The organism is Mesorhizobium sp. LNHC252B00 (assembly GCF_000502955.1).
In the GTDB taxonomy this organism is placed as follows: domain Bacteria; phylum Pseudomonadota; class Alphaproteobacteria; order Rhizobiales; family Rhizobiaceae; genus Mesorhizobium.
On sequence record NZ_AYWO01000028.1, the window covers coordinates 1 to 22506 of the forward strand.

The 22506-nt window shown below is 63.3% G+C and carries 12 protein-coding genes and 1 pseudogene; 5 read left to right on the forward strand and 8 right to left on the reverse strand.

Going from position 1 to position 22506, the window contains the following annotated elements:
* Positions 1–555 precede the first annotated feature (555 nt).
* From X744_RS145060 to X744_RS1000000176305, 3 genes and pseudogenes are all read left to right on the forward strand, one after another.
* Complete coding sequence (locus tag X744_RS145060; RefSeq protein WP_023761867.1) at positions 556–2313, forward strand: adenylate/guanylate cyclase domain-containing protein; 1758 nt, start codon at positions 556–558, stop codon at positions 2311–2313.
* A gap of 267 nt (positions 2314–2580) precedes the next feature.
* Positions 2581–3039 (forward strand): annotated as a pseudogene (locus X744_RS01000000170205) (DUF6772 family protein); the annotation flags it as partial.
* The gene (locus X744_RS1000000176305) at positions 2984–3319 is read left to right on the forward strand and encodes a hypothetical protein (protein ID WP_031260931.1); all 336 of its coding nucleotides are present in this window, start codon (positions 2984–2986) and stop codon (positions 3317–3319) included. The pseudogene X744_RS01000000170205 and the gene X744_RS1000000176305, both read left to right, overlap by 56 nt.
* Here the strand turns inward: X744_RS1000000176305 and X744_RS145055 are convergent.
* Positions 3309–4103, reverse strand: a complete 795-nt coding sequence (locus X744_RS145055; RefSeq protein ID WP_023761870.1) for a SapC family protein — start codon at positions 4101–4103, stop codon at positions 3309–3311. The genes X744_RS1000000176305 and X744_RS145055 overlap by 11 nt on opposite strands.
* A gap of 268 nt (positions 4104–4371) precedes the next feature.
* On the opposite strand from X744_RS145055, the gene X744_RS145050 reads away from it, so the two are divergent.
* Positions 4372–4641, forward strand: a complete 270-nt coding sequence (locus X744_RS145050) for a hypothetical protein (protein ID WP_023761871.1) — start codon at positions 4372–4374, stop codon at positions 4639–4641.
* Between the two features lie 106 nt (positions 4642–4747).
* On the opposite strand, the gene X744_RS145045 is transcribed toward X744_RS145050, so the two are convergent.
* From X744_RS145045 to X744_RS05655, 6 genes are all read right to left on the reverse strand, one after another.
* Positions 4748–5290, reverse strand: a complete 543-nt coding sequence (locus X744_RS145045; protein ID WP_245266819.1) for a GNAT family N-acetyltransferase — start codon at positions 5288–5290, stop codon at positions 4748–4750.
* An 18-nt stretch (positions 5291–5308) separates the two neighbouring features.
* Positions 5309–6628 carry a hypothetical protein gene (locus X744_RS145040; RefSeq protein WP_023761873.1) on the reverse strand — a complete coding sequence of 440 codons (1320 nt, stop codon included), beginning with the start codon at positions 6626–6628 and terminating at the stop codon, positions 5309–5311.
* A 30-nt stretch (positions 6629–6658) separates the two neighbouring features.
* Positions 6659–7177: a tail fiber protein gene (locus X744_RS145035; RefSeq protein ID WP_023761874.1), complete on the reverse strand. Its 519-nt coding sequence runs from the start codon at positions 7175–7177 to the stop codon at positions 6659–6661.
* Between the two features lie 9 nt (positions 7178–7186).
* Positions 7187–7690, reverse strand: coding sequence for a tail fiber protein (locus X744_RS145030; protein ID WP_023761875.1), 504 nt, complete (start codon positions 7688–7690; stop codon positions 7187–7189).
* A gap of 12 nt (positions 7691–7702) precedes the next feature.
* The gene (locus X744_RS145025; RefSeq protein WP_031260933.1) at positions 7703–8203 is read right to left on the reverse strand and encodes a tail fiber protein; all 501 of its coding nucleotides are present in this window, start codon (positions 8201–8203) and stop codon (positions 7703–7705) included.
* Between the two features lie 69 nt (positions 8204–8272).
* Positions 8273–20521, reverse strand: coding sequence for an inverse autotransporter beta domain-containing protein (locus tag X744_RS05655; protein WP_156938612.1), 12249 nt, complete (start codon positions 20519–20521; stop codon positions 8273–8275).
* A gap of 257 nt (positions 20522–20778) precedes the next feature.
* Between X744_RS05655 and X744_RS145020 the strand changes: the two genes are divergently transcribed.
* Positions 20779–21327 carry an invasion associated locus B family protein gene (locus tag X744_RS145020; protein ID WP_245266820.1) on the forward strand — a complete coding sequence of 183 codons (549 nt, stop codon included), beginning with the start codon at positions 20779–20781 and terminating at the stop codon, positions 21325–21327.
* 110 nt (positions 21328–21437) lie between these two features.
* On the opposite strand, the gene X744_RS145015 is transcribed toward X744_RS145020, so the two are convergent.
* Entirely contained in the window at positions 21438–22445 is a 1008-nt protein-coding gene (locus tag X744_RS145015; protein ID WP_023761879.1) for an AraC family transcriptional regulator, read from the reverse strand.
* Positions 22446–22506: the final 61 nt, after the last annotated feature.

A 22506-nucleotide genomic window follows, 5' to 3' on the forward strand; every position in this document is an offset into this window, starting at 1 on the left:
AGTTCTTCGACGCCGACGACTAAATCCACATGTCACAGGCCGATTGGCGAATGTGGTGCAAGTTTCTTGTCGCTAAGAGTAAAGCCGGTTCTTCAGTCGTGCAGAAGATCTCCCCTGGTAGACAGCGCGGAGCATAAGGGCTGTCCCGACAATAGTGCCAGTCTCCGTGGGGAACGCACGACAGCGGCTAGGGCTGCATCGTTGATCGCCATGGGCAGACCGGGCTGCTGCCAGGCCGTCAGAGGAAAGTGGACCGTCCGTTGGCGGAGCCAAAGCGGACCTGTGGCTTCGACGCTTGGAATGTGGGAAGCGGACATTCAGGCGCTCACATGAATCGACGTGAACTCACCTAACCGGTCATTCACGGCGTGGAATCCTGGCTCGGAAGCGGACATGCCATGTGATCGAAGATCATGACCCTGTCCGACATTCGGGCTCTCATGCAGCAAGATACACAGACCCGAAAAGCTGTCTTTCAGGGGCGGCGGCAATGGCATCAACCTGCGACCTGCTGTAAGCTTGGAAAGCGGGTAACAATCCGCGAAGGAATGGGGGATGGAACGTCATCTCGCAGCCGTCCTGATTGCCGATGTTGTCGGCTATGGCCGCTTGAGCCAGATCGACGACGAGGGTACGCGTGCACTTTTCCGAACCGACCTGAACGAAGTATTCGAGCCAAGGATCACTGCGCACCATGGTCGACTGGTGAAAACCATGGGAGATGGGATGCTGGTCGAGTTCCACAGTGTGGTCGACGCCCTACGCTGCGCGGTCGAAATCCAGCAACAGAAGGCGGAGGTGAACGTTCTCACGCGGCCAGAACGGCGGCTTGATTTCCGCATCGGCATCAATCTGGGCGATGTTATCGTTGAGGGTGACGACATCCACGGCGATGCCGTGAACATCGCCGATCGGCTGCAAGGGCTGGCGGAACCTGGAGGAATCGCGATTTCCGCCACCGCCTGCGACCATGTGAGGGGAAAGGTGCCGATCGGCTTTGCCTCACTCGGCGAGCAGAAAATGAAAAGTATCGCCGAACCGGTTTGCGTGTACCGTGTCTTGATCGACCCCGCCACTGCGGGCAAGATCGTCGGTGCCAAACCCGGCCCTTCTTCCGGCGACGACAGTAAGCCGCCGGTAATTGCGGTTTTGCCGTTCGAAAACCTGAGCGCCGACGACGGCTGGACGCGGCTGGCAGACGGCCTGTCGGCCGACATGATCGGCGACCTGGCGCGCTATCCCGACCTTGCGGTCATTTCGCGCCAGACCATGCAGTCCTATCGGGGACGGGCGAGCGACACACGCTCGGTTGGACGGGAACTGAACGCCGATTATCTGCTGGAAGGCACCCTCCAGGCGATCGGACAGCGTGTCCGCGTCGCGGTGCAGTTGGTGGACACCCGGACCGGAGCCAACCTTTGGTCGGCGCGGTTCGATGAGTCGACCGATGATTTTTTTCTCATGCAGGACAGCATCACACAGAACGTCATCAATGCCCTGGCAGGTACTTTCGGCAAGCTCGCCAATCTCGGGCGCGAGGTGGCTCGGCGGAAGCCTCCCTCGAGCCTGGGTGCTTACCACTGCTATCTACTCGGGGTGGAACTGCACGACAGATTCACGACCGAGGCGAGGGCAGAAGCCATACGCATGCTGTCCCGCGCCGTGGAACTTGACCCCGGCTTCGCGCGGGCCTGGATGACGTTGGGATTGGCACATGCGGTCGATGCCTTCAATGCCTTCACGCCAGATTCAGCCGCTTCGGTCGAGCGCTGGCGAGAATGCGTGGAAACGGCTTTGGCGCTCGACCCTACCGATCCGATGACGCGCCTTTACATGGGCGCTCTCCGCGCCCTTGACGGCGATATCAGCGGGGCCGCAGAGGAATACGACCGGGCGCTGGCCCTGGCACCCAATGACGCCGATGTGCTGTCGATGCTTGCCTCAAGCCGAGCTCTCGTGTGTGGAAACCCGGAAGAAGGCTGTGCTCTTGCCGAACGGGCGCTTCGCCTCAATCCGCAGGCTCCGAGTTGGTACTACGCGCAGCTCGCCCGGGCGCGGTTCGTCGCCGGTCGCTATGCCGACAGTCTGTCGTCGCTGTGCCAAAGTCCGCCGGATATTCCCGTCACTCTGATGTTCCGTGCCCTGTGCCACGCGCTGCTCGAAGAGCCGGCGCAGGCGCAGTCGATCGCCAGGCGGATTGCCGTCGAGTTTCCAAGGTTCACCGTCGAGAACTTCATCCGAACCTATCCTGTCACCAATCCTCTTGCCCTCGCTGCGATCAAGGAAGGGGCTCGTCGTGCAGGTATAGCATAGCATAGAGCCGAAAACGGTGCCTAGTTCAGGAGGGGGACGCGCTTCCTGGATATGCCACGTGGCAAGCCGGGCCCAGCTTCCAGGCTGAAGGTCTGCTTCGTAACGCTAATTGGGCGCTGGCGTGACCCCTGCTAAGCTTCCGCTCCTGGCGCTGCCACGACCTTCAAGCCGGAGGCCACCGAACTGAAGCTGTCGGAAACGGAAGTGCGTTCGGTCGGCTTCCTGTTCGATCTCTAAGGCGGAGACCGGGACAACAGCGATGACAGGGTCATGCCGCATCTGCGCTTCCTCAATGCGCTCGACGGCCAGCATCTGCAAAAATGGCAATACAAGCGTGAAACGGAACGCATTATCCCGCTCGGCACCGAGAACAAGACGATCAGCCACTACCATCTCTCGCCGGAGGGCTGGATCGACATTGCCGGCGGCGCGCAGAGCCTCTGCTACAATGAGATCCCGACGAAGGTGAACTGGACCTATCTGTGTTTCGACTTCGACCTGGAGTCGATGCGGGCGCTCGCCCTGCGCTGCAACGACCGCAGCTTCGATTTGTCTGGTTTCGAGTCGATTCACATTCCGGCCATGAAGAACCTCTGGTGCATGCTCAATTTCTGCGTGTTCGCCGAGACCGACGTCGCCAAGCGCGCGTTCCTCTTTCGGGGGATTTCTGATGCTGCCCGAGAGCATTACCGCCATTGTCGCGCGCAACGAGCGATGGAGCGGTGAGGCCGCCAGTGAACCTTATGAGGCGGGATGGGCGCGCGAGGCGATTTTCTTCGTTCGGGCCTTGAAGGAGCCTAGCGGTCCCGTGCCGATGGCACGAGTCGAAATCTCGCCGGACGGGATGCGGTGGTTGCCGGAGGGCACCGAGTTCCGCATGCCCAACCGACGCGACGGCATGGCGATGGCGCGCTTGACGCATTTCGGCAACTGGCTGCGTGTAACGGCCCGCTTCGAGGAAGGTGGGGAATGTTTCGTGCTGGTGACACTCCACCTCAAGGCCTGACGGGCGGCAATTTCGTGGTTCGCAGCGATGCCTGGTGCACCAGCGACGTCCAGCTGTTGGTCGAGGCGAGGTGGCAGTAGAGCAGGCCGAGCGCGCCTGACCTTCTGAGGTCGAGGAAGGCTTCGTCGCTCAGCTTGTTGAAGGCCGGCTCGTCGATCACCTGGAAATCGGTGAGGTTGAGCACTTCGCCGCCCTCCAGCGTCACTTTGCTCTGGCGCGGCGCGAACAGGCCATGCGCGTCGATCCTGTCGATCATGATGCGGGTGGCTCTGAAATCGATCTGGAACTGATCGCAGAAGGCGAGCGCCTGCTTCGTCGCCTCGGTCGCCTCGGCGCCGCTGAAGAACGACGCGATCTTGTTGTCGCGGAATGGCGCCATGAGCTGGTCGACGACGCGCTCGCTTGCCCGGTCGACGCACAGCGTGAGTCGGCCGGGCGCGTTCGGGTCGTCGGCCAGAATGAAGGGATAGCGGCGGACATAGGCGGGAACATAGTGCGGCCCGGTCCACCGTCCGTCGGCATCGACGAACAGGTTTTCGTTCTGTCGCACGCCGGTGATGATCACCGGCGCCTTGGCGGCACCGATGAAGACGATCGGGTAGGAGCGCATCGCCGCCGGCATTTCCGACGCCACCACCGGAATGGCGTGCGCCGAGCGGGCGAACGAAAAGTCGCTGCGCGCGGTCAGGCCAAGCGAGCCGTGCCGCACCGGGTTGAGCGCCTCCGGCGTGGAATAGAACAGCGGCATCGCATCGCCCGCCACTTCCGTCTTTGCATCCGCCATCGTCCGTCTCCCGCAAGCCGATCCGGCCGCCAATGGTCCCAAAGCCGGGATCCGGTCTTGTTTGCGCTGATCTTGGATCGAAAAGAATCCCGCGCGCGAACAAAGTACTACAGCGTCTCTTGCGCGCATAAAAGGACAGGCGGTGCTGTATTTTTGGGTTTGCGGCGGCGAATTGTCTTGCGGGCACGGCCCGGCCGCCTGCCCACCTCTGGACAGCTTGCGGCGAAGCGGCGACAGTGCCGCCGGCAGTGGACAAATTGAGGCTTGCATGGCGTCGGTAGCGGATTTTGAACAGGGACAAATCTTCACCATCGAAGCCGGGGGCCAGCAGATCCCGCTCGAGCTGAGCGCGGTCAACCCCATCGCCGCCAGCCCGCGCCCGGGCGGCGGTTTCTCGCTGCTGTTCAGGGGCCCGCGCGAAATCGCCCTGCCGCAGGCGACCTATCTTTTCAGCGGCACAAGCGGCACCCACGAGATCTTCATCGTGCCGGTGGCGGCCGATGCTGCGGGGCGGCTTTACGAGGCGGTGTTCAATTAGGCGTCGCTAGCTTTCTGAGGCGACGCTTGCGCTGCGGCGCTGAACGTTGACGTCAGCGGGACAGTACGCGGCAGAACTATCCTGCAACCCAGCATGCTTCCTCCGGTCACATACCAGCTGCCTCACCACCCGGCGGCGCACAGGCCATCAGATCATGGACGCCCTTGTCCTCGACGACCGCGAAGCCAAGCTCGACATAGAGCCGCTTCGCCGGATTGTTCTTCTCGACGTGGATCGAGGCTGATTTGCCGGCTAACCATGCCTCGTCGACGAGATCCCGCAGCAGCGCCGCGCCGTAGCCCTTGCGCCGATGCGCCGGCAGGAACGCAATGTCGATGATGCGGTGCTGGCTCGGCCAGCGCTCGATATAGAGCCGCCCGATGTCCTGTCCGGCTCGTTCCACCACCAGCCAGTCGGCCTCGGGATAGTGTCTTTGGTAATGCGCATGCTGCGCCTGGAACTGCAAGTCGAGGAACGCAGTCTTTTGCCTATCGGTCCACGACGTCACCGCGAGTTCTTCCATGCGCGTGGAGGCGTAGAGCCGCGACAGGAACGGCAGATCCGCCGCCGTCGCCGCACGGAAGCCGAGCCCGGCCTTATCAGACCGGGGCCAGACTGGACGGGGCTGTGCCTGCTTCGCTTCTGTCACGCTGCCGGAAATCAACCGTCAGACCGGCGGCGTCAGGTCGCGAACCACGACAATCTGCTTGAGATTGTTGTCGGCAAGCGTCGTCCAGCCATACTCCCATTCGGAGCTGTCGATGCCCATCTGCGAGATCGTCCACAGCCCGTTCGTACCGTCCGGCATGAGCAGCAGGCTGAACAAAGCGAGCCGGCCATCGGCATTGTAATCGAGCGAGAGCCGTGTCCGCAGCGAAGACATGCTGAAGTCGCGCCATCCCGACCAATTCTGGGTGACGGCATCATATTGGGCGTTGAATGAGTGAACAAGCTGCTGGTCGGATGCGACCAGTACGATGTCGCCGTCGCCCTGGATGCCCGCGGCAAGTGTGTATTTGGACACCCTGCTGTAGCCGGGCGTTGCCCACTGCGTCCAGCTGTCCGATCCGGCAGGCTTCTGGCGCGTGTGCAAGACCTGGCCATTCTGGGTCAAGGCGAACAGATTGGTGGCGCCGAGCGGGCCGACCACCGGCGCCATTTCGATGAACCCACCGGTTTGCCCGGTGTCGATCTGCACCCATTGCGTCCAGTCGGCGACCTTCAGTGCCTGCGGCTTCGCCTGCTGGCAGCGATAGAGATGGAGGCCCGAATTGATGCCGAACAGCGCAATGCGGCCGTCGGCCTGGCGGATCGCCGTGATCGCTACCAGTTGCCCGGTCAGTTGGATCCAATCGCTCCACATCTTGGCGGGCGGCGCGAGCACGTCGACGGTGACGACGATCGGCGTCGTCGAGCCGGGCGGCGTGATGGTTTTCTGCACCTGCACGATCTGGTCCGGATTCTGGTAGATCCACCAGATACGGCCCTGATTGTCGGTGAGGAACACCTCGATGCGACCATCGGCATCGTTGGCCATCGAAAGCTTCTGGTAGGAAGTGGCGCCGGGCGGCGCGCCGATGTCCATCGGCGCGGTCCATTTGTCGATCGGGCCGATCTGGTTTGCGTCCTCGGTGATGAAGGACAGCTTGGTGGTACCAGACGGCTGCGCGATCACCGCCACCCGACCGTCCTTGGTCAGGCCGGCGGTCATGATCACCCAGGCTCCTGGAGCGATGATCGACCAGGCCGCCGGCCATGCGCCGTTCGGCGCATCTTGAGCCTTCTGGATCAGGCGCCCGGCCGCGGAATCGATGCCCACCACCATCAGCCGCGACAGCTCGAAGAACGCCGCGCCGGCCGGCATGTGCTGATAGGCGGGCGGGACGCTGGGCCGGCCGCCGCCTGCCCTGGCTTTGGAAGCCGCTCTCGGCGCTGCCGGCATCTTCGCGGCGGGGGCTTTCGACTTTGGTTCTGCTTTCTTGGCCATGGTCTTGGTCCTGCCCTGTTGGTTCGGAATTCAGGTTCTCGGTGGGAAAACGCCTTCCAGCGCGATGCAGAAATAGAAAGTCAGATAGGGCATCAAATTGTTGTGCGGCTGATCGCCGCCGGCCGGCGCGAGTGCTTCCGGTGCAAGCTGGGCATTCACGGCGGGGTTTGAGCCGAGATACATCTGGTTGCCCGCCGCAAGGAAATTCCCTTGCGGGGTCTTGAAGCTACCATCATCCTCGGATCCCAGCATGGTATGCGAATGGGACGGCATCTCGCTTTCGAGCAATGTCGTGGTTTCCGAGCCGCCGGTCTCACCGAGGTCGTGCAAGGATAGGCCAGGGCCTTGTCCCGGGTGCATTGGCGCGCGGCCCTGGAGGTCGGGCAAGGCGAAATTGGACTTGCCGTTGCCGCCATAGGTGGTGCCAAGCAGGGAAAACAGCGCGGTGTTCTGTGACAGCGGCAGAAGTTGGCCATCGCACCAGGCCCATCCCTTGGGTGCGAAATTGAACGGGAAGATACGGATTTCGGCGACGAATGGATCGGCCATGACGTCCTCTCAAGTCTGGGACGGGAAAATCCCGAACAGTGAAATGATGAAATTGACGCAGAGATAGGGTTGAAAATTATCATGGGGCTGGCTGCCGCCCGCCCCCGCAATGGCATTCGCCGCCATGGGCGACGCGTTGTCAGCCAAATTGTAGTAGGTCTGAGCCTGCGTATTGGCCAATACCGAACTGCCCGGCAGCTGGGACGTTGCTGTCGCCACAGATCCCAGCAGCGGATGCGAATGCGCCGGAATCTGGGAGACCGTCAGCGCAACCCCCTCGGCGCCACCGGTCTCGGCCAGAATGAGACCATTGCCCTGATGGACAGGCAGGCGCCCGCGCAAATCGGGCAAGGCGAACGTACTCTGGCCGTCGCCACCATAAGTGGTGCCTATCAATTGGAACAAAGTCTCGTTCTCCGAGATCGGCAGCAGCTGTCCTTCGCAGAAGTACCAGCCGGCCGGCGCGAAATTACCGGCAAACATGCGGATTTCACCAACATAAGGCTGTGCCATGGTGCGTCTCCGTCAATTCGGCGAGGGGAAAATGCCCTGCAGGGCGATGCAGAAACTCAGCGTCAGGTAAGGTTGCATGTTGGTGTGCGGTTGAGTCCCGCCGATGTTGGAGACGGCAGCCGGCGCCATGGCGATGAGTTGGGTGGCTATGCCATAGGTATTGGCGGGCGCCTTGGCGAGTATCGCTCCATTCGGATTGGCGACCCCTCCGGGATTGCTGTTGGCATTGACCATGTGCGTGTGCTGGGGCAGTTCCGCTACCGAGAGCGTATGGCTCGGCTCACCGCCCCGTTCGCCCAGCGTGTGGCCGCTGCCGACATGCATCGGCATGCGCGCCCGCAAGTCCGGCAAGGCGAAATTCACGCGACCGTCACCACCAAAGGTGGTGCCAAGCAGCGAGAACAGCGCCTGGTTCTGGTTGATGGGCAAAAGCTGACCATTGCACAACGCCCACCCCTTGGGTGCGAACACGAAAGACATCATACGGATTTCCGATAAAAACGGTTCAGCCATGCTGCCCCCCTTGCCTTGCCTGAAACCACTATTCGGCAGACGACACTGTGATGTGACGCGAGCCGTCTCTCAGAAACCGCCGGTCGGCAGAGTCGGCAGCGCGACCGAACCGATAGTTCCGAACGAGCCGCCTGTTGTGACCGTATCACCGTTGTTGTTGGTACTTACCGCGGCGATGCCGCCTTGAATGTTGAACGTTCCGTTCAACTGCCTAAGCCGGATTTCGCCGAGCGCCGCTCCGCCCAGTGTGGTGTTGTTGCCCGATATGTTGAAGTTAAGCGTCTCGCCGTCCCCGGCGCTGCTGTTCACCACATCGAGAACGTGACCGGTCGCGCTGTTGTTAACAAATACGTTGTTGAGAATCGTGGCATTCAGAACGGCAGTCGTTCCGGACGCCGCCGTCCCACCAATGTTGGTTATGTCCAGAGTACCGCCTGTAGCGGCACTGTCGTTGTTTACGGCAATATTGCCCTGAATCAGCAAATTATTGACCATGTCGGCGCCACTCGTAAATGAGTCGAAATTCGTTTCGAACTCGATGGCCGAGCTGCTGTCGGTATTGCCCTCCGTGCCCACCGGCGAGGTGTCGCCGAGATGATTGTTCTGGATTGTCCAATTGGCATCGGTCACGCTGCCGCCGCCAACCGAGACAATGGAAACGTGGACGGCTTGCTTGGAGACGTTGTTGATGGTGTTATCGGATATCGCAACGGCGATCTTTCCGAGATCGTGCGAGTCCGCCTCGACTTGGACGTCGATGGCGCGGCGGCCATTAACGAAGCCGGCGTCGTTGTTGATGGTGTTGTTGCGGATAGAGCCGTTGATCTGCCCACCATCCGGGGTTGAGGCATCGCCACCGGCGGCGTCAACCTGAACGACGCCGGCCAAGGTCGTCAATCTTGCCAGGTTGTGGAAGGTGTTGCCGTCCGCAACGGTCGGCCCGCCAATTGTGAAATTGAGAATGCCGTTGGCGGAATTGCTGAGATAGAGGGTGTTATTGCCGTCGCCGCCGGTGTTGTCAGCATCGTGGAAATTGTTCTTCTGCACGATAGCGTTGACGATGCCGGACCCCTGGTTGCTGATCTGCACAGCGTCCTGATCGATCAGCGTGAATTCGCTGCTGGTCACGTTCACCGTGCCTGAAGTCGTCCCGAACAGGTTGGCAAGGAAGCCGTCCGCGCCCGTAGCCGAAGTGGTGAACAGTGCATGGTCGACAGTGAACGAGGTGAAATTCGTGTTGGTGTTGTAGAGCAGCACGCCGTTCGATTGCGACGACTGCCAGCCGGAAACCTTTGAGTTGTTATCGAAGGCGTTGGTGCCGGTGATGTTCTGGGCGAACCAGCCATTGCCGCCGCCAAAGCCTGCCGGATTGCCGCTCGATCCATCGGATGCCGGATTGGATGCGCCCGGGCTGGTGATGTTAACGGCGGACAGTTTGATGTTGCCGCCACCAATGCTCTGCACACCATCTAGGCCGGCATTGGCGATGTTCATCTGGTGCAGATTGACGTTGAATGCATTGGTCAGCACCACGCCGTCACCGGTGGTGTTCAGGATTGTGCCGCCGGTGCCGTTTAGCACGAGCAGGCCGCCTGACGTGGCGCCATCGCCGGTCACCGTCAATCCACCCGAGCCCGTGTTGTTGAGCACGACGCCGTTGACGGCACCGTTGGCCGAAATGCTCCGGAAGGTCAGCCCGCTCGCGCCGATCGTCGTGTTGGCGACGTTGAGCGCCGTGCCCGTTGTGGACGTGATCGTGTTGCCGGTGCCCTGCACCGCCACCGTGCCGCCACCCGTGGCGTTGAAGCCAGCGCCGCTGGTTGTGGTGATGGCCAACCCACCGCCGGCAAAGTCGATCGTCGCGCCGGTGTTGTCGGTCAGACTGACGCCTGCGACCGTCGTCGAACTGATCGACTTCGACGTACCCGAGAAGGTGATGGTGCCGGCGGCGTTGTCGTCCAGCAGGATACCGGTCTGGGCGGCCACGTTGTGCGCGATGCTGCCAGACAGGGTGATGTCCTGCGCGCCCGCCGCGCGGTCCTGGATGTCGACCCCCTCGCCCGAACCGCTGGTGATGGTGCCAGCATAGGTGAAGCCCGCCGTGCCGCCGCTGTTGGCGGTGCCGAGACCATCGCCGATACGGATTACGGCGCCGTTGATGCCTGTCGCGCCGCCGCCGAGTAGCGCGCCGGTACCCAGGTCGATCGCCCCGCCGGTGACGGTATCCAGGATGACGGCATTGGTGCCGAGGGCCAGCGTCTTGTTGGTCGTGGCGAAATTCACGCCGCCGCCGGCGACGACGACGGTGTCGAGGTTTATGGCGACGCCGCTCGTCGTGGTGATGGAATTGCCGGCGCCCGTCACGGAGACCGTACCGCCACTAACGGCGTTGAAGCCGGTGCCGTTGGTGGTGTTGATCGCCAGCCCGCCATTGGTGAAGTTGATCGCCGTTCCGCCATTGTTGGTCAGACTGACAGCATTGTTGCCGCCTGTGGTCAGCGTCTTTGTCGCACCGCCGAAAGTGATCGTGTCAGCCCCATTGCTGGTGGCGAGGATGCCCAGGCCATTGTCGGTCCGGGTGATCGTGCTGGCAGCGTCGAAAGTGACCGAACCGCTATTCATGCCTTGGATGTTGACGACATTGCCGCCAGGGTTGGTGATGTCGACATTGTTCAGGTTGACGACGGCGCTGACGTCGTTGTTGGGCGGCAGGCCTTGATCGCCATCGATAACGAAGGCGTGGTTCGTCGCCCCGACCGCGGTCTGGATGGCGACATTGTTGAAGGTGAAGGTGCCGGTCGCGTTGTTCAAAGCGTCACCGAGGATGGTGATGCCGCGCGCTCCGGTCAGGCTCGCATTGTTGACGGTGACGTTACCCGCCGCACCGTCGATCAGGATGCCGGTGCCGGTAGTGGCCGAGTTGTTGAGGCCGTTCGCCACCGCTGTGGTGAAATTGACCGCGCCGCCGGTCGTGTTGGCGATGGCGATCATGCGCTGGCCGGCGGTGGCCTGGGTGATGGTGCCGGCATAGGTGACGGTGGCGCTGCCGCCGCTGACATCGAACGATGTGCCCGTCGCGCCTGTCAGCGTGCCCGAGCCGAGGGCGACGGTGCCGGTCACGTTGGTCAGGTTGACATTATTGACGCCGCCGCTCGAATTGGTCGAAGTGAACGTGACCCCGGCAGCAACACCGTTCACCGCGACGGCCTCTGCAGCAGTGGAACTCACGGTTCCGGTGGTGACGTTGACTGTGCCACCATTGCTGGCGCTGAAGCCGGTCGTGCCGTTGGTGGCGATGGCGAGGTTGGAGAAGCTGACCGTAGAGGCGGTGGCATTGTTGTCGATCGAAACGGCGGTGCCGGTCAGCACCAAGCTGCTGCCGAAATCAAGGCCGCCGGTGAAGCTGACCGTGTTGGCGGCCGTCGCGCCGGAAACGCTGATGCCGCTCGCCGCGCCATTCGCCACGACCGCGCCGGCAAAGGCGAAGCTGCCGCCACTGCGGTTCGCGATGGTGACCGCCGTGCCACCCGACGTGCTGGCAACGAAGCTCGCCGCATCGAACGCGATGGCAGCGTTGCCGCCGGTAACCTTGATGCCGCCGCCGGCGCCGCCCGTGACATCGACATTGGCGCCGGTGATCGTGCCTTGCGGGCCGGTCCCCCCGCCGAAGACGATGCCGGTGCCGGTCGACGCCGTGGTGACGTTGAGGTTGGCCAGCGTCGTGGTGCCGGTCGTGTTGCGGATATCGAAGGCGATCCCGGTAGCGCCGGTGCTGCTGACATTGGTGATGGTGGTGTTGAGCGCGTTGACGATGACGTCGGTGGCGTTGCCGGCGAATGTCACATGGTCGATCGCCGTGCTGGTCGACGGCGTGATCTCGACGCCGGCGGTGGCGAAGTTCCGGATCGTCATGTGGCTGATGATGTTGCCGGAAGCGCCGCCGCCATTGTCCTTGATGCCCCGCGCCGCGCCTGCGGGGCTGCCGTCGAGGGTGAAGCCGTCGATGAAGTTGCCGCTGGCGCCGAGCGTGATGGCATTGCTGCCGGCACTCGTCGTCAGCGTGGCGGCGCCATCGGCCGTGGCGTCGACGATCGAGATGTTGTTGTTGGCAAGCTGGATGGTGGATGGCACCGTCATCGCCAGATTGATGTTGCCATTGCCAAAGCCGCGCACCTGCTCGCCGGTGGCCAGCACCAGCGTGTCGTTCGCATTGCTGCCGGCCGCGGTGATGGTCCCGCCGTCGTTGACCAGCACCAGGACATCGCTCGTTACCGCCGCCGCTTCCGCCGTGGAAAGCGTCGCAAGATTGTTCTGATCGCGGCCGGTTCCGTCGCCGGTCGCGCTGGCGCCGACGAAATAGATCTTGCCGACGCCGAAGCCGAGGCCGGGGCTGGCGGCAAAGTTGACATCCTGGAAGTTATAGGTGCCCAGCGTCGGCGCGCTGGAGGCGTCGATGCCGACAGTGGCGCCGATGGTCGAACTCTGGTCGATCGCCGATTCGCCGTCGCCATAGGTGAAGGCAAGGTTGGTGGCGCTGTTCAGGTACACGCCGGTGTTGACGCCGGAGATGCTCGAGCTGGCGCCGCCGACAACGGCGTCGCCGAGGCGCACGATCTGGCCACCCGTGGCGCCGCGCAGGTCGATGCCGATTGTGTTGCCGGCTGCCGCCGCGCCGACGTCGAAATCATCGGCTGTGATCGGTGCGTTGATGATCGAGCTGTTGAGGTCAAAACCAACGGCCAACGGGCCGCTCAATCCGATGTTCAGGCTGTCGAAGCTTAGCGCCGCGCCGAGCGTGCCGGTGACATCCACGCCGGCCAGGGTGATGCCGTTCAGGTTGGCCGTGCCGAGAGCGACGGCGCCGCCGCCGGACGATGAGACGTTGGTCAGCAAAATGCCGATTGCCGCGGCGGTGGTGGACACCGAGGAGAAGCTCAGCCCCGCGGACCCGACTGTCACGCCGTTGAGATTCAATGCGGTGCCGCTGGTCGTCCCCAGCACGTTGCCCGTGCCGCTCACACTGACGGTGCCGCCACCGCTGGCGCTGAAGCCGTAGCCGCTGGTGGTGCCGATAGCCAGGCCGCCGGTGAAGTCGACAGTGCCGTTCGAATTGCCAGCCAGGTCAACGGCGTCGGTCGTGTCGGAGTTGATCTGCTTGCTGAGGCCGGAGAAGGCGACATTTGCCGCGGTGCCGTTGTTGATGTTGGCCACGACGATATTGCCGCCGCCGGCAGCGTTCGTATCGGTCAGATTGCCCGAGAGCGTTACCGAGCCGCCGGTCAGTTCCTGGATCGAGACGGCTGCACCCAATCCGGCGCTGACGATGGTGCCGGCGTAGGAGATATCAGCGTTGCCGCCGCTGAGATCGGTGCCCGAACCGACATTGAAGGCGGCGCCGGCGCCCAAGTTGTTCAGCGTGCCGGCACCAAGGTTCAGCGTGCCGGTCAGATTCTGCAGATTGATGCCGTGGCCGGCGCCGAAGGAGGCGCTGGTCGAGGTCAAGGTGCCGTTGACGTTTGCCGAAGTGATGTCGACGGCCTCGCCGGCCTGCGCGGTGATGGTCTTTATGCCGCCACCCGTGAAGCTCAGGCTCGTATTGGCGGGCGTGGCGCCACCGACGGCACGCAAACCGGTGCCGGTGCCGGTGGTGATCGCCAGTGTGCCGTCGAAGGTGGCTGACGTGACGCCGGTTGCGTTCTCGATGTTGACGCCGCGGCCGAACGACTGGGAATTGTCGATCGTCGTGTTGCCGAACATGTAGGTGCCGGCCGAGTTGAGGATTTCGATGCCGGCGCCGTTGGAAGTTGTCACGTTGACCGCGTCGAGATCGACCGCGCCGCCGCTGGCGCCGCTGACCAGCACGCCCTGTGTGCCCGCGTTGGTCGAAGTGACACTGTCGAAATGGACACCGCCAGCGCCGAGTGTGCCCTGCAGCGACAATGCCGTCTGGCCGGTCCCGTCGATCGTCGTCGTGCCGGCATCGGCAACGGTCAGGCTGTTCAGCCCGGCAAGGCTGAGGCCGGTGGCGGTCGATGCCGCGATGGCGAGGCCGCCGTCGAAATTGACCGCCGCCGCCCCGCTACCGCTCGAAATCGCCACGCCGCCGCCATTGATGGTGACCTGGTCGGTGAAAGTCACCGAACCGCCGGTGCGGTTGGCGATATTGATGCCGCCGCCGGTCAGCGTGCCTGCCGGTCCGGCGTTGGGCAGGAAGCCGCGCGAGACCGAGATGGTGCCGGTGCCGCCATTCACGTCGAGCAGGGTACCGGCGACGTTGATGTTGTTGTTGATGACCGACAGATTGCCATCAAGGCCGGCAACCTGGACGGCCCTCTGGCCCACCGAGACATTGCTGATCGTCACGCCTTCGATGGTGATGCCGCTGGCATTGCTGAAGCCGACCGCGCCCTGGTCGATGAGGAAGGCAGCGCCGGTGGCGCCGCTGAAGTCGAAGGCGGTGTTACGCACGGCATTGTCGCCGAGCAGCTCCATGAGATTGGCCGTGCCGCTGACCACGGCCTCGTCGCCGGTGATATTGCCCCCGGTGGCGCCGAGATTACCCTGGACATTGGCCGGCTGGATCGTGCCGGTCGAAACGACGCTGCTATTGCCGAAGCCGGCAATGGTCTGTCCTGAGTCGAGCGTGAAGGCGGTGGCGCCGAGATCGATCGTGCCGACGAAGACGAAGTTCTGCGCGCCGGTCAGCGCATCGGCTGCGGCGAGCGAGATGGAGTTGACGCCCGTGCTGAGATTGCCCGTCGTGCCGGCCGCGATGAAGCCGCCCGATTGCGAAACCAGGGTGACCGAACCGGGCGCCGTGGCCAGATTGGCGCTGCCGGTGAAGGACACGTCGTCGAAATCATAGCTGCCCTTCGTCGGATCGAGCCCGACAGTGTTGACGGTGTAGCCGCCGGATGCCGCGATGATGAAGGATTCCAGCCCGTCGGTCGAATCGCCGTCGCCGAAGGTGAAGGTGGCGTTGGCAGTGGTCGCGGTGCTGAGGCCCGACGACAGGTCGACGCCGATGCCGACATTGTCGATCTTGGAACCTTGCAGGAAGGTGATAGTCTTATTGCCCGTCGTCGACGACAGGTCGATACCGCGTGAGGTCAAGTCGCCGGTGCCGGTGATCGTGGTCAGGCCGAAACCGGCGGTCGTGGACGATCCGCTGAAGTCGATGCCGGTCTGGTTGGTGCCGACATTGTTGATGGTCGTGGGGCCGAACAGGACGTTGGCATTGGTGCCGCTGAATTTGATGCCGGCCGTGTTGGCGGACGCGCCCAGCGTCACGGTGGTCACGCCCGAGAACGTCACCGGGCCGGCATTGTTGCTGATGTTTATGCCATCGCCGCCGGCGGTAGTGAGGTCGAGCCCGCCGGTAAAATTGATTGCGCTGCCATTGCCGCTCAAGTCGATCGCGTTGGCCGCACCGGTGCTCGCGGTGATCTTGCCGGCGAAAGTGGCGCTGCCGCCGGTCAGGCCAGAGATCTTGACTGCGTTGGCCGCCGTCGCCTGGTTGATCGTACCGTTATAGGTGACGTTGGGCGTCGCGACGTTGATGTTGAAGGCTACATCGCCCGTGTTGGTGATGGAACTCGCGGCCCCGAAAGTCAGCGTGCCGCTCGAGCCGGTCCAGATAGCGACGCCCCCGCCGCCGCCACTGATGTCGAGGTCGTCGAAGGTGGCCGTGCCGTCAAAATCATTGGCGAACAGCCCGACATTGGCGGCATTGGCGATCGTCGTGCTGCCGGTGAAATTGACCGTCGCGCTCGAATTGGCTAGCGCGATGCCGGTTTGGCTTGCGTTCTGGATGTCAAGATCGTCGACGGAGACCGTGCCCGTCACGCTATTGAGGAAAAGACCTATCCCGGCACTGCTGACCGTCACGCCGTTGATCGTTGCGCCGTTAGCGCCCAATCCGTAGATGGCAAAGCCGGAGCTGCTGACGGTGAGGTTCTCGACGACGTTGCCGTTGGCCAGGTCGATGGTCTTGCCGGCCGCATTGTTGAGCGTCGCACCGCCATTGCCGAAGGGGTCGTCCTGCACCTGCGTGCCGCTGATGACATTCTTACCGGTGACATTGGCGGGCGGCGAGCCAAGGCTGACGGAAGCGCCATTGGCAAAGGACACGATCGATTGGCCGTCGGCCAGCGTAAAGCCGTCGGCATCGGTGTCGATGTTTCCGGCCCCGTTGTTGACCAGAACGAAGATGGTGTTGGCCGGGGCCGCCAGCGCGTCGGCCGTGGTGGCGTTGATCAGGTCGTTGACGCTGGAGCCATCGCCGAGGCCCGTGTTGGCGGCGCCGACGTAGATGACATTGGCGATGTCGAACAGCTGCGGGCCGTTCAACGCCGTGGTGTTGAAGGCATAGGTGCCGCTGCCCGGCGACAGGCCGCGCATGTCGAGCGACGCCGTCGTGCCTGATATGGAGCTGGTGCCAGGCCCGGCGCCGAACGAAAACGCCGTGTTGGCGGTGGTTCCGGCCAAGCCGTTGGTGCCCAGCTGGACGCCGGTGTCGACGCCGGAGATGACGCCGCTGCCGATGGTCACCGAGCCGCCATTGGTGCCGGACAGGTCGATGCCAAGCGAGGTGCCGCCGGAGGTGCCGGAAACGTCAAGCGTGGCGGCGGTGAAGGTCGAGGTGCTGCCCGACATGTCGAGCGCGGTGGAGCAGTTGCACAGGCCGGTGATATCGATGTCGCCGAAGCTGATAGTGCCGTTGCTGCCGACGACGTCGATGCCGTTTCCGAGCGGCTGGTCGATGGTGACCGCGCCGCCGAACGAAACGGCGCCGGTGTTGTCTTCCAGCCAGATACCGTCTCCGGGATCGGTCATGCTGACCGGGCCGCTGAAGGTGATCGCGCCGGCGTTGCCGGTGGCGAGGATGCCCTCGCTGTCGATATGGGTCAGGGTCACCGGCCCGCCGAAAGCGACCGCGCCACCGGAATTCTGGACGAAGATGCCGACGCCGCCCGGGGCGGTGATGTCCGAGATGTCGACGGCTCCGAACGTGAAATCGGCGGTGCTGTCGAAGATCCCGATGCCGCCGAGGATGGTGTTGCTGACAGTCGTTGCGCCGGAAACGGCGAAATTTCCCGACACGCCTGCAAACATCGCACCGAACCCGCCGCCGTCCTGCGTCAAGCTGGTCAGCGTCACGTCGATATTGCCGCCGAGCAAGACGACGCCGGCCGCGCCATTGCCGGAGATCGTGCCGTCGGTGGTGCTGAATGTGCCGGTGGTGGAGAGGACGTTGACGTCGAAGCCGGAATTGCCGGACGCGTTCAGCGTCTGGAATGCGTATGTCCCGTCGCCGACGATGAACAGACCGTTGTCGCCGTTGTCCGACAGCATCGTCGTGCCGTTGAATGCATATGTGCCGTCGCCCTGGATCGACAGGCCCGCATCGGTGTTGCCGCTTGAGCTCAAATTGGCAGCAGTGACGCCGTTGGTGCCGTCGAACACCACGCCGTTTAGACCAGCCCCCGAAACGGACACGCCTGAAATTGTGACATTGCTGACGCCGCTGCCGTAGATGCCATTGGCGCTGCCGCCGGAGACGTTGAAGTCCAGCAGCGAGCTGTTGTCGGCCAGCGTCACGACATCGCCGGCACCGGAATTGGTCAGCGTCGCCGCGCCGCCGGCATCCGAGATGGCGCCGGTATGGGTGACATTGTCGCCGGTCACATTGACCGGGATGCCGCCGAGCGAGAAGGTCCGCCCGTTGCCGAACGAGGCAAGCGTCTGACCGGCGCCGAGCGAGAAGCCGTTCGTGTCGTCGATGGCCGTGCCGCGATTGACCAGCACGAAGATCGCGTTGGCGTCGGTGTTGGCGTCGGCGGTCGCGATCGAGGCCAGGTCCAACAGCGAGGAGCCGGTGCCCGTGCCGGTCGCCGAGGCGCCTACGAAGATGACGTTCTGCTGATCGAACAGCTGTGCGCCGCTGAACGTGGTCGAGCCGAACGCATAGTGGCCGAGCGTCTGGTTCAGGCCGCGCGCGTCGAGCGAAGCGGTGATACCGGCGATGGAGCCGCCGCCGAAGGTGAACTCGGCATTGGCCGAATTGGCCAGCGACCCCGATATGCCGAAGCGCACGCCGGTGTCGACACCGGCGATCGAGCCGCCATTGGTGATGATGATCGTCGCCCCGCCCGCACTCGGCGACGCAAGGTCGATGCCGATCGACCCGACCGCGCCGGGGCCGGTGATGTTGAGCGACTGCGCGGTGAAATTGGTCTTGGATCCGGAGAAGTCGAGGCCGGCTTGGCCGACTCCCAGGCCGGAAATGACGATGTTGCCGGCGACCACCGCCGCATTGGCACCGGCAAACGACATGCCGTCGCCGCCGGGTGCCGAGATGGCGACGTCGCCGAAGCGGATCGCCGCCGGCGAATCCGAGATGGCGATCGCCGGTCCGGCCGTGTTCGAGATCGTCGTCTTGCCATTGACGGTGAAGCTGCCCGAAACATTCTCGAGCACGACACCCGACGTGCCGCCGTTCTGGTCGATCGAATCCAGCACCACATGCGCGGTGATCGGGTCGATGAAGACGCCGATCCCGCCATTGCCCGAGATGGCACCGCCAGTGGTGGTGAACGTGCCGCCGCTGCCCTGAGCGGTTATGCCGCGGTCGGCATTGTCCTGCGCGTTGATGATGGCGAAGGTGTAGGTGCCCTTGCCGGTGATATCGAGGCCGTCGTCGAGATTGCCCTGCAGCAATGTCGTGCCGGTAAAATTGTAGGTGCCGTCGCCTTCGATGTGCAGGCCGTCGAGGCCGTTGCCGGTCGCGGTGAAATTGGAACCGGTGATGCCGGTCGAGCTGCCCGTGAAGTCGGCGCCGTTGCCGCCCGCGCCAGTGACCGTGACATTGGTCACCGTCGCGCCGGTGATGTTGTCGCCCAGGATGCCATCGCCGCCGCCGGTGATGGTGATGCCGTTGAGCGTGTTGCCATTGCCCAGCGTTATGACCGGGTTGGCGACGTTGGTGCCCTGGATCGTGCCGTCGCTGCCGCCCAGGTTGAAGGTGCTGGTGCCGCCGCCAAAAAGCTTGGCGGTGACGCTTTCGCCGCCGCCGATGACGGTCTGGCCATCGGCGAGCGTCACACCGTCGGTTGTCAAATTGCCGTTGCCGCCGAGCGCTACCACAAACCCGCCGCCGCCGGCCTTGGTGACGGCATCGTCCAATGTTGTCGGATCGGCTTGGGTGCCTGCGCCCGCCAAGCCGCCATCGGCAAAGTAGAATTTTCCGAAGGCCGCATTGGAGGCGGCGTTGATGGCGACGCGCGTCGTCGATCCGCCGTTCAGTTCCTGCGACTGGATCCTGACGCCGATATCGCCGCGCACCCGCTCGTTGACGCGTTTGCGCAGCCCCTCACTGACCGGATAGACCGGCTCCGGCCCGCTGTCGGCCCCGCTGTCGGCCCCGTCGTCGGCATTGTCCGAACCGTGGCCTGGATTGAACGGGATGTTCAGCCGCACACTGCCGGCGAACTGGGTGTCGTCGCGATTGTCGTTGCGGACCTCGCCGGCGAGCACCAGTTCGGTGCCGCTGCCGAAGACATCGCCGATCGTGTATTCGAACCCCGCCTTGGCGCCGGTGACGCTGTGGTCGTTGTCGTGCGGATCCTCGAAACGATAGCCGCCGATGTCCAGCCGCAGCGAATGCTTGTCGGGTAGGTTGACCGGCACCTGCGCGCCGATCTCGCCTTCGATACCCCATGCCGCGTAGTCGCGATGGTCGAAGACCGAAATCTGCTCCAACAGCTGGTTGCCGACCATTGACAGCGTCGAACTCGACGAGTGATCGGTGTGGTCGCCCTTGATTGGCAGATAGACGTTCACATGCGCGTCGAAATGCGGCGTGATGGCCTCGGCGCCCAGCGTGGCTGATGTGAACTGGTGGGAGTTATAGTTCTCGACGTTGAGATAGGCGTAGCCGCCGATCATCAGGTCAGGGTTGACGATGCGGCGAATGCCGAGGCCGACATCCTGGCCGAAACTGTCCTTGAAATCATGCTTGGCCCGGACATCCAGGAACAGCACTGATTCGGCCGTCTGCTTGAGCGGGATGAAGCCTTCGAGCGCGGCGTTGCCGCCATTGTTGTCGGCGCCGATGATGGCGCGGATCTGCGGCTGCCACAGCCCGTTCGGGTCGCCATGGGCGGCCATGCCGGAAAGGCCGATCGCCAATGTCGTAAGCGCCGTCGTCTTCCACAGATACCTTGCAATTCGTGAACTGCGATAGCCGGCGCGCACGTGGAAATCCTCCCCATGCGCCGCCGCCCCACCAACTTGCCGAGAATTCTCGGTAGTTCCCATCCCTGGCGAGTCCTTCCGGGACTACACGTGCCCCGTGTAAATTCTTACTCGAATTCTATTGTATAGCGAGTCTCTGGCCCTTCAATTTCTAGAAGTTTCCTGCAAAGTCGCGTGGTGTGCCCGAAAGGTCACAGTATCTTAGTCGGCTTTCTTGTCTCCGGCCCAGCTTTCGGAACCGTCCCGACTGTTGTATCAAGCCCTACCGAGGCGAATACCTGGTGGGGCGAGGAAACATGCAAGGCATCCGACAAAAGATCATGGTATTTATTTTAGCGCAAGCTAATCTACTTGGCGTGGCGGCGGGATGCGGCGCCCTGTGGCTGGCCTTGGCGGCAGCGGGACCGGCCCTTGCCGAAGACGCCAAGCCGGCCCAGCCGAAACCTTCCGATGCCAATCCGTGGGCGGTGAACTGCTCCAGCGGCTCTGCGAACGCCGAGCTTCAATGCCAGGTGTCGCAGAACCTGACCGAAGCCAAGACCGGACAGCGCGTGCTGACCGTGACCGTGCGCCGCGACAGCGGCAACGGTGGCCTCGCCATGCTGCTTGCCTTGCCGCACGGGCTGTTCCTGCCGTCCGGCGCCTCCTTCCAGATCGACCAGGCCCAGAAGACGATCCTCGCGATCCAGACCAGCGACCAGAACGGCGCCTATGCCGCCACGCCGCTGTCGGCGGACCTCGTCAAGGCCATGAAGTCCGGCACAAATCTGAACATCGGCATGGAATCGGTCACTCGCAAGCCGGTCACCATTCCGGTGTCGCTGGCCGGCTTCACGGCCGCCGTCGCCAAGCTGGAATCGATCAAGTAATTGGGCTGTCCGCTGACGGCCGGTTGGTTGCCGGCAGAAACGGGCATTCGAGCTCTGCGTCGACGTCGGCTTGGCACGCAGCCCGAGCCGTGAACACGCGCCATTTTTGCCTACTGAACGACGACAGAGGCCAACTTTTGGGCTTTCAGCAAACCCGAACGTCCCTTGCGCCAGGTACCAGGTGGAATGCCGACGAACTTTTTGAAGGCGCGATTGAACGCGGCCTCCGACTCGTAGCCGACCTCAGCTCCCACCTGCGCGATGCTGACATCGGGCCGTTCGAGCAGGCGTCCCGCCAGCTGCAGACGCCAGCGCGCAAGATACTGCATGGGCGAGACCTCGACGTAGTGGCTAAAGCGGCCCGCAAAAGCAGTGCGCGAGAGCCCTACGGCGCGGGCGAGACGGTCCAATGTCCATTCCTCCGTAGGGCGTGCGTGAATGAGTCGGAGCGCCTCGCCGACGTGCGGATCGCGAAGGCCGGACAGCCATCCACGCGAGTCCTCGGGCAGGGTCTCAAGATAGCCGCGGATGACCTCGACAAACATCAATTCGCTCAACTTGGCGAGAACCGTTTCGCCACCGGCGCGCCCGCTGCCACCCTCAGCCAACGCCTGGCGAAACAGGTCAGTAACCCAGCTGCTGCCGTCGGCAGGTTTGTGGGCGCACAGTATGGCCGGCAACGCGGCGAGCAGGGGATTGAAGGGACGCGCATCGCAGCCAAGGTACCCGCAAATAAACCGGGTCCGCTCGTCTCCACCACCGCCATGAATCACCGCGAACGGCAGGTTCTCGTCTACCGGCCGGTAGTACATTGCCATGTTGGCTTTGCCCCGCGTCCCCGGCGAGGAACTCATGACATTCGGGGCACCTCCGGGGAAGACGACGATATCGCCGGCGTTAACCCGTACCGGAGGCATAGAATCGTCTCCCAGCGCGGCCCAGCACGATCCAGACATCACTGCATGAAAGGAAATGACGTGCTCGGCCTCCGGCATGATGGCGGCGGCAATCTGGGCGGTACCCGGCGACTCTCCGACCCAGGGAGAACTGGCGTCGATGTCGAAATAGATCGCACCCGTCAGGCGAACGGCTCGGAGCACATCGGAAAGGACATCCATGCACTACACCTCCGGAAACGATCGACTACTCCCTGAATGACGAATTTTTCGGCCGGACATC

Coding starts and splice junctions, on each gene's coding strand:
- X744_RS145060 (WP_023761867.1), top strand. CDS start 556: ATGGAACGTCATCTCGCAGCCGTCCTGATTGCCGATGTTGTCGGCTAT.
- X744_RS1000000176305 (WP_031260931.1), top strand. CDS start 2,984: ATGCTGCCCGAGAGCATTACCGCCATTGTCGCGCGCAACGAGCGATGG.
- X744_RS145055 (WP_023761870.1), bottom strand. CDS start 4,103: ATGGCGGATGCAAAGACGGAAGTGGCGGGCGATGCGATGCCGCTGTTC.
- X744_RS145050 (WP_023761871.1), top strand. CDS start 4,372: ATGGCGTCGGTAGCGGATTTTGAACAGGGACAAATCTTCACCATCGAA.
- X744_RS145040 (WP_023761873.1), bottom strand. CDS start 6,628: ATGGCCAAGAAAGCAGAACCAAAGTCGAAAGCCCCCGCCGCGAAGATG.
- X744_RS145035 (WP_023761874.1), bottom strand. CDS start 7,177: ATGGCCGATCCATTCGTCGCCGAAATCCGTATCTTCCCGTTCAATTTC.
- X744_RS145030 (WP_023761875.1), bottom strand. CDS start 7,690: ATGGCACAGCCTTATGTTGGTGAAATCCGCATGTTTGCCGGTAATTTC.
- X744_RS145025 (WP_031260933.1), bottom strand. CDS start 8,203: ATGGCTGAACCGTTTTTATCGGAAATCCGTATGATGTCTTTCGTGTTC.
- X744_RS05655 (WP_156938612.1), bottom strand. CDS start 20,521: ATGGGAACTACCGAGAATTCTCGGCAAGTTGGTGGGGCGGCGGCGCAT.
- X744_RS145020 (WP_245266820.1), top strand. CDS start 20,779: ATGGTATTTATTTTAGCGCAAGCTAATCTACTTGGCGTGGCGGCGGGA.
- X744_RS145015 (WP_023761879.1), bottom strand. CDS start 22,445: ATGGATGTCCTTTCCGATGTGCTCCGAGCCGTTCGCCTGACGGGTGCG.